Here is a 12,845-nt window from a genome sequence, read left to right as displayed (position 1 = left end):
GCTGGCAATTGGGCAAACGCTTATGCTGCGGCCTTTTCGCCCAACTGTGTCACAAAACCATCAATCTCCTTGACTGATTTTAGGGTTATGAAATCGCCTTCAAAGGCTTCCATGATTTTAAGCATCTTTGGGCGAGAACGCCGATTGTAGTTCAACACATAACCCAAAAATTCGGGATCAAGTTGCTCTACACACCCCGGTGCAACATCTTCACGCGCCGTGCCAAATGCGGTGATGAAACGCTTGATAACGCGGTAAAAGCAAAACCATGTTGGAAAATCTAAGAAGATGACAGTATCCGCACGCTTGATCCGAGTGGCCAGTGTGTTGGAGTAATTGCCATCCATGACCCAACTCTCTTTCGCAATCAAATCTGCAACGATATTGGTCCACTCTTCACCCTCCTTCACCACCCATCCGGGGTGAAAAAAGTGCTGATCCATATGAACAACCGGCAAGCCAAGAAGTTTGCCCAGACGTCGGCCCAAAGTTGATTTTCCGGATCCAGAACACCCAACAATTAAGACACGTTTCATCTGCGCTTCCCCAATATCAACAAAGTTAAGGACGCGCGGTATACTTGGTTTAATTGTTTTGGGCAAGTAGGGTATTGGAGCGCAACTGCAATCGCTGATCTGGCACCAGAGCAACAACTTTATAGCCACGAGATTTCAGCTCGGCTAAGAAATCTGGCAGCATATCGACAGTACGCTGATGGATATCGTGGAACAATACGATACCTTTACCTTGTTGATCCAGCCGAGCCAGCGTGCGCTGCAAGACCTCAGCGGAGCTCGCTTTGTAATAATCTTTGCTGTCTATTTGCACATCCATGATCACAAGACCCGCATTGTTGACAGCACGGCGCAGCTTTTGATTTTGCGCCAAATAGGGAAACCTAAAGAATGGTGCTGGTGCCTTGTTGATCGGTGACAGAGCAGCAACCAAGGGCTGCCGCCCGCGCTCAATCTCTGCCAATGCCGCAACCAAATTGACTTTGGTGAGGTCGCCATGTGTGTGCGTGTGCAAACCCACCGTGTGACCTCTTTTGGCCACTTCGCGGACCAGACCCGGATGTTTTTGCGCCGCCTGCCCCAGCATTAAGAACGTCGCTTTGGCGTTATACTGATCCAGGATATCTAGAATTGTGTCGGTTTTGCCCGGTCTTGGTCCATCGTCAAACGTTATCACCACTTCACCAGCGGCCAGCTTCACGTCGGCTTGCGTCTCTATGGTTAGATCACGACCAGTTAAACCACGGCGCAAACTAAAGTTCAAACCAGCATCATTGTTTATCGATGCAGTTCTAATCTTTGTATCAATTTCAGGATTAGCGGTTTGAACGGCCAGCGGGCTAGTGACTTTGTTTTGTGCGGCATAAGCCAGCTGTTGTGATGTTGGGGTTGCTGACTGATCTAGTCTTTGTGGCGGCTTTGCACAACCCGTTAGCCACGCACACAGACAGACAGACGCCAACACAACCCTTACGCACAACATGTACAAAACCTACAACTATGAAACTATAGGTTTTTTACATCGGTTATGGTTAATTATTTACTTCCAACAACTTAGCACGCAATATGTTCATCTTTGATTAAGAATTCCACACCTTCAAGTATATTGATAAGTCGTTCATAGTCACGTCGGCTAATCACCAACATCTCTTCCCCAGATGGGGCATAAACGGATTGGGTCTCCACGCGCGAAAGCGCGGTGAGCAAAATTTGGTTCTTCATTTAAACGGCCTCTGTCGCCTAGCAATAACATTTTTTTCGCCGATTGTTTTCGGCACGCAATACTTAGCGGTGGTGTTAACCACAGTTTTGCAACCAATACCACCAACAATTTACGTAAGCGTCAGTCTGTTTACTTTAACTAAACAATGTACCGAATGGTACGGCAACTCGTTTTATGGACTTGAAGAATTTAAACAGCACAAATATCATGATTACAACTGCCGACTCCGGCAATTTCTTTCCCCATTGCGAGGCATTTATGGCTGAACAGCAAAAGCGCGCCAATCAACACGTCACCACACGCATGGTTCAGGCCAACGGAGCGATCGATCCCCAAACTGGCGGGGTTGTGCCACCAATCCAGTCTTCAACAACATTTGCGCGCAATTCTGATTATTCGCAAATCAGCCCTAATCACCTCTATGCGCGAGACGATGACGATTTGGTGCGCTTGGGCGAAGACATTTTGGCCAAAGCAGAAAATGCTGATGCAGGCCTCCTATTCCCTTCGGGCATGGCAGCGATCGCAGCTGTGATGCGCACAGTGCCAAACAATGGCACCATCATCTTGCAGTCTCAAATCTATTGGGGCACCACCAAATGGGTACGCGATTTCTGCGCCCGTCGTGAAATCAACCTGCACGAAATCGAATGCAGCGATATGGACGTTTTGGCCAAGACAATTGGCACCGCAAAGCCTGATCTCGTATTTGTGGAAACACCATCAAACCCATGGTTGCGTGTCACAGACATTGCACAAGCTGCAGCGCTTAGCCACGAGGTGGGCGCAAAACTGGTTGTTGATTCAACCGCCGCTAGCCCTGTTTTAAGCAACCCGCTCGCTTTTGGCGCAGACATCGTGATGCATTCGGCGACCAAATCGATCAACGGCCATTCAGATGTTCTGGCAGGCTTTTTGGCCACAAACGACGCACAAAGCGAAATTTGGCAAGCCATCGCTATGGACCGTCATGACGCTGGCGCGGTGTTGGGTAGCTTTGAAGCCTGGCTATTGATCCGGGGCATGCGCACCCTTCCCTTGCGTATGGAACGTATGTGCGAAAACACGATGGCCGTAGCAACCTTCTTGCAAAACCATCCAAAGGTCGAAGCGGTCCTTTACCCTGGCCTTACTTCTCACGAGAAACACGAGCTTGCCACAAAGCAAATGCCAAATGGTTATGGCTCGCTGTTGAGCTTTCAAGTAAAAGGCGACGCCAAAACTGCGCTTGCAGTCTGTGCGAAATTGGAAACGTTTAAACGGGCGACATCGCTCGGCGGCGTTGAAAGCTTAGTCGAGCATCGCCATTCGATTGAAGGGGATGCAACAGGTGTGCCTGAAAACCTAATCCGGCTATCCGTCGGCATCGAGCACATCCAAGACCTCATCGGCGACCTCAATGAGGCCCTTTCCTAAGTCGGAGGCAAACCAATTTCGGTTGGACGACGCCCGGTCAGGCGCTTAAAAGCCCTGGAAAAATGCGCCTGATCAAAATACCCCAGCGCGTGGGACAATTCAGTCAGCGAAATATGGCTTGAATTGTTCAGCGCCTCGATCGCTTCGATCATCCGGTAGCGCTCGATCACCCATTTGGGGCCAATGCCCACATATTCTGCAAATAGCCTTTGTAATGCGCGGGGGGACACGTGGAAATGCTGGGCAACAACCGCCACCTCAAATATCTCGCGGTTCACCTCGATAAACTCAACCACCTCTTGCGCAAGTTTGGCCTTCGCGTCCTCTTTGATTTCGCAGTTCAGCAGCATATGCTCAATCGCCGGCGCGAAATCTGCACAATGTTTGGCCGCGCAAAAGCCGCGTAAAAGCTCATTATCATCAACATCAAAATATGAAGAAACTGGCACACAGTGATCGGTCAAATTGCGCATATCATGCGCCGCAAATCGACGAAACTGTCCGGGATGGAACTTAACCCCAAAAACACGTCCCTTACCCTGTAGGTGATAAGTAAAAGCACCGCTCGTTAGGCCAAATACGCCCGACTGATACTGAGGATCCAACACTAAATGTTGACTGGCATGGGGCAGGTTTTCTTGCGCATAGGCGCGGCCCCTGGGCAAATCCCACTCAATGATCCAATAATTGGCAACAACCTGCTCAAGCGCTGCACTTGGTGTCACCAAAGTCAGATCAAAGTGTTGCAAGCTTACGTGTTTTTCAATCAAGCCCTTGGGCTGATTAGGTTTTGCACGACCCATTTTATAGCCGTTCCCTGTCGCATTATTACAATTCCTTCGCCCCTTGTCTGTGCAAGCTATAGCAAAAAGGAGAATATATGCGCATTTTAGCAGGTGAATTCACAATCGCCAAATGGGAAGAAAAAAGCTTCCTAGAGGTAAGCGGTCCAGCAAAAGCCAATGAAGCCGATATTGTTTACAGTGTGAGCGGAGATCTAAAAGGACAATTGTCAGGCAAATATCTGTTGATTTACCAGAACGAGCAAACTGCATCCTATTGCGGCGCTTTACAATTCACCGGCACAATTGGTGGATTGGAAGGTACATTTTTTCTGCAAGAAACGGGCACATTTGCCAACGATATTGCGCAAACAGCTTGGACAATAATTAAGGGTTCAGGGCAAGGAGATTTTGCGAAAATCGTGGGTGCCGGCAGCTATGCGGCAACGGACAGGGCAGTTAACTTTTCGCTAGAAGTTGAAGGTATTTAACGCTTTGGGCTTTTTCGCACATGGCGTCTAGCGACCAAAAGGCAAGCACAAACAATCATTGCCGCACCAACCCACAAAGTTGGGTGCGGCACTTCGGTAAAGAACAAAAAACCATATAGTGCTGCCCAAATCAGCGCTGTATTGTCGACCATGGCAAACATTGATGCGGGCACGTGTTTGAGTGCTGTCACAAAAAGCATAAAACCAACTGCACCAAGCAAACCAAGCGCAGCCACCTGCCAAATCTGGTCCCCCACCGGGACAACAAAATTGCCCATCAAAAACGGAAGACAAAACATAGCAATTAGTCCGGCCTGAACGAAAGTGATAACCTGCGCACTGGACTGCGAGGTTTGGTTTTTCAGAATAATAATACTGATGGCGTAGGTGATCGGGCTAATGATTGCGGCGGCCCACGCCAAAATGCTCCCGCCTTCACTGATCGGGGTTTGATTGCCACCGAACGTAACAATCATGGCACCGGCAAACCCCAACAAGGATGCAACGACCAGCGTTTTGTTCAATTCTTCCTTCAAAACCACAACGCCAAGCACCGCCACCATAATCGGCGCGGTAAGCGAAATTGCGGTTACCAAACTCAGCGGCAACTCACCAAGCGCATAAAAGAAGGCGAATGCCGTCATCCCGATCATCAGCGAACGCAAAACATGGGTTTTCAACCGGCTAGGATGGGGCAATGATGCTCCGGTGACGAGCACCAAAATGCCGAGCAAGACGGCCGCCCCGATCTGTCGAAAGAACAAAATCTCAATGGTCGGCAAACCGCCCGACAAGCTTTTCACTAACGCATCCATCAAGGCCAAAACAGCGACGCCGCCTGTAGCCAGAAAAAGCGCCTGCGCGGCACCCAAGTTGCGCATAGAACCACCAAGTTTGAATGCTGATGTCGCAGAACACGACATGCCAAGATCGTTCAAAGCTATCCCATATCATTGCAGCGAAGCAAGATGCATTAAGAGAACGAAGATTTATTCTTCGGGCACAGTACCAGATTTACGTTGTAAAACATCGGCTTTGTTTTCTGTGCGGCGATCATCCCCAGCCATGAATTCTTTAATTGACCGACGCCGGTCAGGCCCAACATAACCCGATGGCACTGAAATGCATGCACGCGGATTATCAATGGTCTTCTCAATGCGTTGCCTTACGGCCTTCTCAGCAACTGGCTTCACCAGCACCTCATCCACCCCAGCCTTGATTGCCCGCATTATGGTTTTGGGCATACCATTGTCCGAAATAAGAATGACTGGCACGAAGCGAGACACAACCGCCTTGTCCATTCGCAACTTGGCGACGAATTCGAGCGGATTTTGGGTGCTCAAACTGTCATCGAGCACCAAAACATCCACCGACTTGGTCTGCATGTGTGTCATCGCCTCTTTCGGCTTTGTAAAAAGCGTAATTTTGCTAATACCCATTGCGCGCAACGCGCTTCGCACACAATCAATGATCAACCGCTGTTCAGCGACGATAACCACCTGTCGAGTATGGTACTTGGACATGTGCACCTCAAAAAAATGGGCCAACCTAAATAAAGGATAAGCCCTGACCTTAAATATTTCGAGTAGATTGCCCCCCTGCACGCGACGTGAACGGAGCGTCTCATTTTCTAAAACTCAGTGAATCAGCATTTCAGCTGTTTTCTATTTCTTCTTTGAGCAGTTCAATTTCAAGCCACTGCTCTTCTTTTTCGTCCAACTTTCGCTGTATCTGAGACAATTGGTCGCTCAACTTTTGAAACTTCTCAGCATTTTGGGCATATAGGTTTGGATCGGCCAACTCAGCCTGTAATTTAACAATTTCAGCTTCAAGTTTTTCTATTTCGCCTGGCAGCGTATCAAGCGCATGCTTGTGTTTAAACGAGAGTTTTTTCGCACTCGGCTTTGCAGCTGATGTTGTTTTTTGGGCCTTCGGCTTGACCGTTTTTACCCCACCTTTAGGTTTGGTCACGCCATAACCACGCATCCGCACCATATCCGAATAGCCGCCCGGATATTCGGTCCAAACCCCATCACCGTCTGCAATAATGGTAGAAGTTACAACACGATCCAAAAACTCACGGTCATGGCTAACCACCAGCACCGTACCGTCATAGTCAGCAATCATTTCTTGCAACAAATCAAGCGTTTCAAGATCAAGATCGTTGGTCGGCTCATCTAAAATCAAAAAGTTTGAAGGCAAAGACATCGAACGCGCAATCATCACCCGCGCACGTTCCCCCCCAGAGAGTTTTCCAACAGCTGTGTTGGCCTGCTCAGGTAGAAACAAAAAATCCTTCATGTAACCAACCACATGGCGGGCTTGCCCGTTGATGACAACATTGTCGCCACCACCGCCGGTCAGCGCATCCTTAAGCGTGGTCATTGGGTCCAATTGCGCGCGTTTTTGGTCAAGCGTTGCAACTTCAAGCTTTGTCCCAAGCTTTACTTTGCCGCTATCTGGCGCCAGTTCGCCAATGATCATTTTGATCAGCGTGGTTTTGCCCGCGCCGTTTGGTCCAACAATACCAATGCGATCCCCACGCATGATCCGGGTCGAAAACTTGCTGACAATCTGCTTGTCGCCAAAAGCCTTTGAGACCTCTTCAATGTCAGCAACAATAGCGCCGGATTGACGACCATCCGAAACGCTCAGCTTTACGCTGCCGGTTGGCCCACGGTGATCATCCCGTTTTTGGCGCAAATCGGCCAACTCTGACATTCGCCGCACATTGCGTTTGCGCCTTGCGGTCACGCCATAGCGCACCCAATGCTCTTCACGCACGATCTGGCGATCTAGCTTATGTTGTTCTAATTCTTCAAGCGCCAATATCTCATCGCGCCACTCTTCAAAATGTGCAAAGCCTCTGCTGGTTTGTCGGGTTACCCCACGATCAAGCCAAATGGTTGAGCGCGTCAAATCCGACAAAAACCGCCTATCGTGCGAAATAATCAGCATTGCAGATTTCATCGAAGACAGTTCAGCTTGCAACCACTCAATAGCGGGCAAATCCAAATGGTTGGTAGGCTCATCAAGCAATAATACGTCAGGCTCAGGCGCCAAAGTGCGGGCCAGTGCCGCACGACGCGCTTCACCACCCGATAAAGACGCTGGGTCCGCGTCATGCGCAACACCGAGCTGATCAAGTAAATAGATCGCCCGATAATCCTCGTCGCCTGGAGCCAACCCGGCTTCAACATACTCCAACACCGTCTTATATGCAGACAGGTCTGGTTCCTGCGGCAAATACCGCACAGTAACCCCTGGTTGCACAAAACGCTCAACCTTATCTGCTTCCACATCGCCAGAAGCGATTTTTAGCAGTGTTGACTTACCCGAACCGTTTCGACCCACCAGCGCAATGCGCTCTCCGGGCCCAACAAACAGTTCTGCGCCCTCCAAAAGCGGTGTACCGCCAAAGGTTAAGTGAACATCTTTTAAGCTTAAAAGCGCAGCGGCCATCGGGTCTCATCTTTGGACTGGATTAGATTTGAGCTTGGCTTTAGCATTGTAACGCAAAAGGTCAATCAATTAGATGGTGTCAGGAAATGTCTAATCGCCCAATTTTGATCCGTGCAAACGAACTTCATGCCAAACTGAACGATCCAAACCTTGCGATTGTCGATGGAAGCTGGCATTTGCCCAACGCCAATCGGGATCCATTTTTTGAATATACAAGCGGGCACATTGAAGGTGCCCATTTCTTTGACATAGATGAAATTGCGGACCGCTCGTCGGGATTGCCACATACCCTACCCACAAACGAGCATTTCGCCAATTGCGTCGGTGCCATGGGCATTTCAAACAGCGACGAAATCGTGGTCTATGACGCGGCCGGAATGTTTTCCGCTGCCCGGGTGTGGTGGATGTTAAAATCATATGGTGCACAAAATGTGCGGGTTCTAGACGGTGGACTGCCAGCCTGGAAAAGCGCCGGATTTGCCGTGACCGACAAGAAACCATCACCAAACCGAGTTGAGTTTGTGGCACAGCTCAACAAAGATCAAACTGTCCCCCTCCCCCAAATGCGCGAATTTGTTAAGGCTGGCGAAAGTCAAATCCTTGACGCCCGAGGCGCAGGGCGCTTTTTTGGCCAAGAAGCTGAACCAAGAGCTGGCACCCGCTCTGGCCACATGCCAGGCGCAACCAATGTGCCCTTTTCCACCCTTTTGAACGATGACGGTACGTTTAAATCAAACGAAGAGTTGAGTGTCCTATTCTCAAATCAAGGTCTCGACCTAAGCGCACCAACCATTGCAACATGCGGTTCAGGGGTCACCGCAGCAATTATTTTGCTCGCTCTTGAATTAATCGGCAAAACTGACGCCCGACTTTACGACGGGTCTTGGGCCGAATGGGGTAGCCTGAGCGATACGCCAGTCGAAATAGATTGACCATTTGGACAATTCAAGTTATTGCATTTGTCAGGCCAACCAGCATGTGCAATATATGTCCCTCACCAATCTTGAAACTCGACTGCTCGCGCAGATCAAATCGCAACCCTTTGCGACCCAAAAAGAGCTTGGCGAAGCGTTGGGGATTTCCCGGGCGAGCGTTGCAAACTACGTAGATCGACTACAATCGAAGGGGCTCATTTTGGGCCGCGCTTATGTGTTTGCGGAAAGCCCTGCCGTCACCTGTATTGGTGGCGCAGTTCTAGATCGCATTTTGCGCTTGGATGAATACGGCATACCTCATACATCGCAGCCCGGCACAAGTTCGGAAACGCGCGGCGGCGTGGCCAGAAATGTAGCCGAAAATCTTGCCCAACTTGGTGAAATCGTCAAACTGATCTCCGTGGTTGGCAACGATGATGCGGGGCGATCCGTAATTGAAGCAACATCCGCCATTGGCGTTGACACAAGCCTAGTTGAACGAAAAAGCACCGGGGTAACGGGCACCTACACCGCCATAATGCAGCCAGATGGTGAACTTTATTTAGGCGTTGCAGACATGGGCATAATTGATCATTTGGATGCGCAGGTGATCGATAGAGATTGGCAACATATTGTCTCATCGCGCCTGGTGTTCGCCGACACCAATTGTTCTGATAGCTTGTTGTCAGTCCTGATCAAAAGATGTTTACACAATGACATTTTGTTGGCCATTGACGCTGTTTCAATTCCAAAGTTCAGGCGCTTACCCCACAACCTCAAGGGCGTAGAGTTTTTGTTCTGCAATCTTGATGAGGCCCAATCAGTGCACGGTGATTTGTCCCCCCAAGCGTTGGCGCAGCAATTGCACTTGCGCGGGGCAAAGAACGTGGTGATTACCGACGGCGCAAGACCGGTGACGTGTCTTTGTGAAAGCGGCATCACCATGGTGCAAATCCCAAAAACCGATATTGTAGACGTTTCAGGCGCTGGCGATGCGTTTGTGGCCGGATTTATGCACGCGATACTGGGCGAAAAAGACCCAATTGAAGCCACAAAAGCTGGCGTTGTCGCGGCAGGCCTAACGGTACAAAGCGAAATGCGCAACAGCCCAGACCTAACCGCACAAGTTGTCGCTCAGAACGCACAAATGATAGAGATCCAAAGGACATAAAATGAATTTTGACTTGCAGTTTGGTGCGCATGTACTCAAGGCCAAAATGTCTGGCCAACCAATTGTGGCGCTGGAGACCACCGTTGTAACCCACGGCATGGACTATCCGCACAACATAGACACAGCACTGGCCATGGAACAGGCCGTGCGTGACGCAGGTGCTTGCCCAGCTAGTTTGGGCATTGTGGACGGTCAACCTGTGATTGGCATGAGCGAAGAACAATTGCGCGCCTTTGCCAAATCACCACGCGGCTCGATTGCCAAATGCTCGAGACGCGATTTCCCAGCGCTTATTGGCTTGGGCAAAAGTGGTTCATTGACCGTTGCGGGCACCATGATTTTGGCTGCGGCGGCATCAATCGATGTCTTTGCAACGGGTGGCATTGGCGGCGTGCACCGTGGTCACCCTTTTGATGTTTCAGCGGACTTGTTAGAATTAGGCAAAACGCCGGTCACCGTGGTTTGCGCTGGCGCAAAATCAATCTTGGACCTTCCCCTCACCATGGAGGTTTTGGAAACACAAGGCGTGCCAGTTATTGGCTTTGGGTGCAAAAATCTACCGGCCTTTTACACGCGCGATAGTTCAATTGCTGTTCCCCATTCTGTGGCAAATGTTGATGAAGCGGCAAGCATTCTAACGGCTTGGCGCAAATTGTTGGGCAACAATGGCATGCTCTTCACCGTGCCGGTTCCAGAAGACGCAGCGCTCACAAATGATGAAATGGAAAAAGTCATCGATACGGCCATCAAAGCGGCCGATGCGGACGGCGTCCATGGTGCCGCGGTTACGCCCTATGTTTTGGGAAAAGTTGTTGAACTTACCAATGGCCGTTCACTAAATGCAAACATTGCGCTATTGATTAACAACGCAAAAACGGCTGGCGAAATCGCCGTACGGGCAACCCAATAAAGGCAAACGGATGAACACAGCAAGACATGTGAAGCAAAATTCAAATGTCTTGCTGCTAAAAAGCCCCTTTTGGATAGCTGCGGGCATTGGCATTGCCATACTTGTTTCGCTGCGGATGTGGTTTTGGACCAGCGGCACCATTTTGCCGGACGAAGCCTATTATTGGATGTGGTCGCAGCACCCAGCGATCTCTTACTACGATCACCCCCCACTAAATGCTTGGTCTTTGTGGCTTTCATCAAAACTGTTTGGCTGGAATATATTTGGGCTGCGCATTGTCCCGGTGCTTACATTTTTTGCGGATCTGTGGGTCCTGTGGTTGATCACCAAACTGATTAGCGACCAGCCCAAATCCGATTTTATAGTCACCGCTATTTTATTTCTGAGTACACCCATTTTTCTCACCATGAGCATGCTCGCGCTCCCCGATCACTTGTTGATCTTGTGCCTGTTGCTTAGCCTTTATTTTTTCATAAAGTTCTTCAATACTCCTGAAACATTTCGGCGTTGGTCGCCCCTCTATCTTGCATGCATATTCTTGGGTTTTGCAACTCTTGCCAAATATAACGCCGTGCTACTTGGGGTGGGCGTGTTTGCCTTCGCGCTCTACAATCAACAAACCCGCGCCATTTTCAAACACTGGCAGAGTTACGCCGCGTTCGCGCTTTTTCTGCTTGTGCTTTCCCCGGAGATCTATTGGAACATTTCAACTAAGGCTTCCTCAGTCACCTTTATCCTACAAGACCGGCATGCCGGCTTGCCCACGGACAATAATTTGGATGGCGTGAAAGGGTTTGCTGGAGGCATGATTGCCTTTTTGTCACCATTCCTAATTTGGCCGCTCATCAAAACACTGTTCAAATCAAGTGAGCGCAACAACAACCATTTGCCGCTTGGCCGCGCAATCTTTTGGGCGTCGACCCTGGTGTTTTTGGGACTTTCTTTCACAACCGACATCATGTTCCATTGGAACTTGGTGGCCTATGTGGGCATATTGCCATTTCTTGGACTATTTTTTCGCGCAAATTGGCTCTTGTTGGCGCATATGCTGTTCGGCATCATCGTGGCCGGGCTTATCGCATACAATTTCTCAATTCTACCTTTGCGCACCTATTTCAGCTCCGCAGACTATTTTTCTGCCCGAGCATTCGGCTGGGACGAAACGGCACAAAAAACCGAACAACTTAGGGACGAGTTTAATGTCGATTTCGTCGCGGGCACACACTATACTATTTCAGCACCGCTTGGGTTTGCCATGCAAGACGCAGATGTTACCGACTTGGGGCCACAACGTTCACAATATCAATTCTGGTTTGAACCAGCCGAGCACATTGGGCAGAACGCGTTAGTGGTGACCGATCATGCAAATGCACTACCCATAGAGCTCGAACAGCGTTTCAACAGCGTAGAGCAAATCGATGTGCTTGAAATCAAAAGGAGCGGCTATTTAGTTGAAAAACGCCATTTCTATTTAGCATTAGGATTTAAAGGCTAGTTGCCCTTCACCGGCAGACGCCAAGCAATTGCTTTTTTGGCGCTATAGCATCCAACAGCGACCTTTTTTGAATAGTTCCCCGAGATGATTTTGACGCGACCATCGTCGCATTTTCCCATGACGACTCCCACATGGTTTGGCAGCACCATGATGGAGCCGACCTGAACAGGATTGGCCTTCTTGCCGTATTTCGCAAAATCTCGCGCACGATAAGACCCCCGCGTATCAAAACCGGCCTTGGCCAAAATCTTATCCATATAGCAGGCACACCATTTGTTGGGACAACCTTTTGGGCGGCGCCCCCCAAGGTCCTTTTCCATCAGTTTAATCAAGTTTTTGGCGTTTGCAGGCGTCACAAGGGCAGTGCTGCTGACCGCAAGCGCGGTCGCGCATAAGATAATCGCAAAGAATTTTTTCATGGGGATTTTGGGGCGGAAAGTACCGCCAAACTCAGCTCATTCTGGTCA

Annotated in this window: 14 protein-coding genes and 2 pseudogenes; 6 read left to right on the top strand and 10 right to left on the bottom strand. The window is 49.6% G+C overall.

What is annotated here, in order from left to right:
• Positions 1-20 precede the first annotated feature (20 nt).
• The 3 genes from O4H47_RS14350 to O4H47_RS14340 form a co-directional block, all read right to left on the bottom strand.
• Positions 21-536 (bottom strand): adenylate kinase, encoded by a 516-nt coding sequence (locus tag O4H47_RS14350; RefSeq protein WP_269394692.1) that lies wholly within the window; start codon positions 534-536, stop codon positions 21-23.
• Positions 537-585: 49 nt separating this feature from the next.
• The gene (locus tag O4H47_RS14345) at positions 586-1,497 is read right to left on the bottom strand and encodes a polysaccharide deacetylase family protein (RefSeq protein ID WP_269394691.1); all 912 of its coding nucleotides are present in this window, start codon (positions 1,495-1,497) and stop codon (positions 586-588) included.
• 71 nt (positions 1,498-1,568) lie between these two features.
• Positions 1,569-1,736 carry a hypothetical protein gene (locus tag O4H47_RS14340; protein WP_269394690.1) on the bottom strand — a complete coding sequence of 56 codons (168 nt, stop codon included), beginning with the start codon at positions 1,734-1,736 and terminating at the stop codon, positions 1,569-1,571.
• Positions 1,737-1,995: 259 nt separating this feature from the next.
• On the opposite strand from O4H47_RS14340, the gene O4H47_RS14335 reads away from it, so the two are divergent.
• On the top strand, positions 1,996-3,153 hold the full coding sequence (locus O4H47_RS14335; protein WP_269394689.1) for a trans-sulfuration enzyme family protein: 1,158 nt from the start codon (positions 1,996-1,998) through the stop codon (positions 3,151-3,153).
• Here the strand turns inward: O4H47_RS14335 and O4H47_RS14330 are convergent.
• On the bottom strand, positions 3,150-3,956 hold the full coding sequence (locus tag O4H47_RS14330) for an AraC family transcriptional regulator (protein WP_269394688.1): 807 nt from the start codon (positions 3,954-3,956) through the stop codon (positions 3,150-3,152). The two genes, O4H47_RS14335 and O4H47_RS14330, sit on opposite strands and share 4 nt — an antisense overlap.
• Positions 3,957-4,033: 77 nt before the next feature.
• On the opposite strand from O4H47_RS14330, the gene O4H47_RS14325 reads away from it, so the two are divergent.
• On the top strand, positions 4,034-4,426 hold the full coding sequence (locus O4H47_RS14325) for a DUF3224 domain-containing protein (protein WP_269394687.1): 393 nt from the start codon (positions 4,034-4,036) through the stop codon (positions 4,424-4,426).
• Here the strand turns inward: O4H47_RS14325 and O4H47_RS14320 are convergent.
• The 5 genes and pseudogenes from O4H47_RS14320 to O4H47_RS18180 all read right to left on the bottom strand — a co-directional run.
• Positions 4,423-5,364 (bottom strand): DMT family transporter, encoded by a 942-nt coding sequence (locus tag O4H47_RS14320; protein ID WP_269394686.1) that lies wholly within the window; start codon positions 5,362-5,364, stop codon positions 4,423-4,425. The genes O4H47_RS14325 and O4H47_RS14320 overlap by 4 nt on opposite strands.
• A 51-nt stretch (positions 5,365-5,415) precedes the next feature.
• Complete coding sequence (locus O4H47_RS14315) at positions 5,416-5,949, bottom strand: response regulator (RefSeq protein ID WP_269394685.1); 534 nt, start codon at positions 5,947-5,949, stop codon at positions 5,416-5,418.
• A 130-nt stretch (positions 5,950-6,079) separates the two neighbouring features.
• The gene (locus O4H47_RS18190) at positions 6,080-6,412 is read right to left on the bottom strand and encodes an ABC transporter C-terminal domain-containing protein (RefSeq protein WP_419719636.1); all 333 of its coding nucleotides are present in this window, start codon (positions 6,410-6,412) and stop codon (positions 6,080-6,082) included.
• A gap of 189 nt (positions 6,413-6,601) precedes the next feature.
• A pseudogene (locus O4H47_RS18185) lies at positions 6,602-7,417 on the bottom strand (ATP-binding cassette domain-containing protein); the annotation flags it as partial.
• A 39-nt stretch (positions 7,418-7,456) separates the two neighbouring features.
• A pseudogene (locus tag O4H47_RS18180) lies at positions 7,457-7,888 on the bottom strand (ATP-binding cassette domain-containing protein); the annotation flags it as partial.
• Between the two features lie 86 nt (positions 7,889-7,974).
• Between O4H47_RS18180 and sseA the strand changes: the two are divergent.
• From sseA to O4H47_RS14290, 4 genes are read left to right on the top strand one after another with little or no spacing between them, the layout of a single operon-like run.
• Positions 7,975-8,820 carry a 3-mercaptopyruvate sulfurtransferase gene (gene sseA, locus O4H47_RS14305; RefSeq protein ID WP_269394683.1) on the top strand — a complete coding sequence of 282 codons (846 nt, stop codon included), beginning with the start codon at positions 7,975-7,977 and terminating at the stop codon, positions 8,818-8,820.
• 55 nt (positions 8,821-8,875) lie between these two features.
• Positions 8,876-9,973 (top strand): PfkB family carbohydrate kinase, encoded by a 1,098-nt coding sequence (locus O4H47_RS14300; RefSeq protein ID WP_269394682.1) that lies wholly within the window; start codon positions 8,876-8,878, stop codon positions 9,971-9,973.
• 1 nt (position 9,974) lies between these two features.
• On the top strand, positions 9,975-10,883 hold the full coding sequence (locus O4H47_RS14295) for a pseudouridine-5'-phosphate glycosidase (RefSeq protein WP_269394681.1): 909 nt from the start codon (positions 9,975-9,977) through the stop codon (positions 10,881-10,883).
• 10 nt (positions 10,884-10,893) lie between these two features.
• Positions 10,894-12,378, top strand: a complete 1,485-nt coding sequence (locus tag O4H47_RS14290) for an ArnT family glycosyltransferase (RefSeq protein ID WP_269394680.1) — start codon at positions 10,894-10,896, stop codon at positions 12,376-12,378.
• Here O4H47_RS14290 and O4H47_RS14285 read toward each other — a convergent pair.
• A complete protein-coding gene (locus O4H47_RS14285; RefSeq protein WP_269394679.1) occupies positions 12,375-12,797 on the bottom strand; it encodes a hypothetical protein in 423 nt (140 codons plus the stop codon). The two genes, O4H47_RS14290 and O4H47_RS14285, sit on opposite strands and share 4 nt — an antisense overlap.
• Between the last annotated feature and the right edge of the window lie 48 nt (positions 12,798-12,845).

It is taken from the genome of Maritalea porphyrae (assembly GCF_027213965.1).
GTDB classification, from domain to species: domain Bacteria; phylum Pseudomonadota; class Alphaproteobacteria; order Rhizobiales; family Devosiaceae; genus Maritalea; species Maritalea porphyrae_A.
Note: the sequence above shows the minus strand (reverse complement) of the source record. Positions and strands in the feature narration are given on the sequence as shown.

Excerpts from the sequence above, each read along its gene's own strand:
- O4H47_RS14340 (WP_269394690.1), bottom strand. The coding sequence starts at position 1,736 with ATGAAGAACCAAATTTTGCTCACCGCGCTTTCGCGCGTGGAGACCCAA.
- O4H47_RS14290 (WP_269394680.1), top strand. The coding sequence starts at position 10,894 with ATGAACACAGCAAGACATGTGAAGCAAAATTCAAATGTCTTGCTGCTA.
- O4H47_RS14345 (WP_269394691.1), bottom strand. The coding sequence starts at position 1,497 with ATGTTGTGCGTAAGGGTTGTGTTGGCGTCTGTCTGTCTGTGTGCGTGG.
- O4H47_RS14350 (WP_269394692.1), bottom strand. The coding sequence starts at position 536 with ATGAAACGTGTCTTAATTGTTGGGTGTTCTGGATCCGGAAAATCAACT.
- O4H47_RS14315 (WP_269394685.1), bottom strand. The coding sequence starts at position 5,949 with ATGTCCAAGTACCATACTCGACAGGTGGTTATCGTCGCTGAACAGCGG.
- O4H47_RS14300 (WP_269394682.1), top strand. The coding sequence starts at position 8,876 with ATGTCCCTCACCAATCTTGAAACTCGACTGCTCGCGCAGATCAAATCG.
- O4H47_RS14295 (WP_269394681.1), top strand. The coding sequence starts at position 9,975 with ATGAATTTTGACTTGCAGTTTGGTGCGCATGTACTCAAGGCCAAAATG.
- O4H47_RS14325 (WP_269394687.1), top strand. The coding sequence starts at position 4,034 with ATGCGCATTTTAGCAGGTGAATTCACAATCGCCAAATGGGAAGAAAAA.
- O4H47_RS14330 (WP_269394688.1), bottom strand. The coding sequence starts at position 3,956 with ATGGGTCGTGCAAAACCTAATCAGCCCAAGGGCTTGATTGAAAAACAC.
- O4H47_RS18190 (WP_419719636.1), bottom strand. The coding sequence starts at position 6,412 with ATGCGTGGTTATGGCGTGACCAAACCTAAAGGTGGGGTAAAAACGGTC.
- sseA (WP_269394683.1), top strand. The coding sequence starts at position 7,975 with ATGTCTAATCGCCCAATTTTGATCCGTGCAAACGAACTTCATGCCAAA.
- O4H47_RS14285 (WP_269394679.1), bottom strand. The coding sequence starts at position 12,797 with ATGAAAAAATTCTTTGCGATTATCTTATGCGCGACCGCGCTTGCGGTC.
- O4H47_RS14335 (WP_269394689.1), top strand. The coding sequence starts at position 1,996 with ATGGCTGAACAGCAAAAGCGCGCCAATCAACACGTCACCACACGCATG.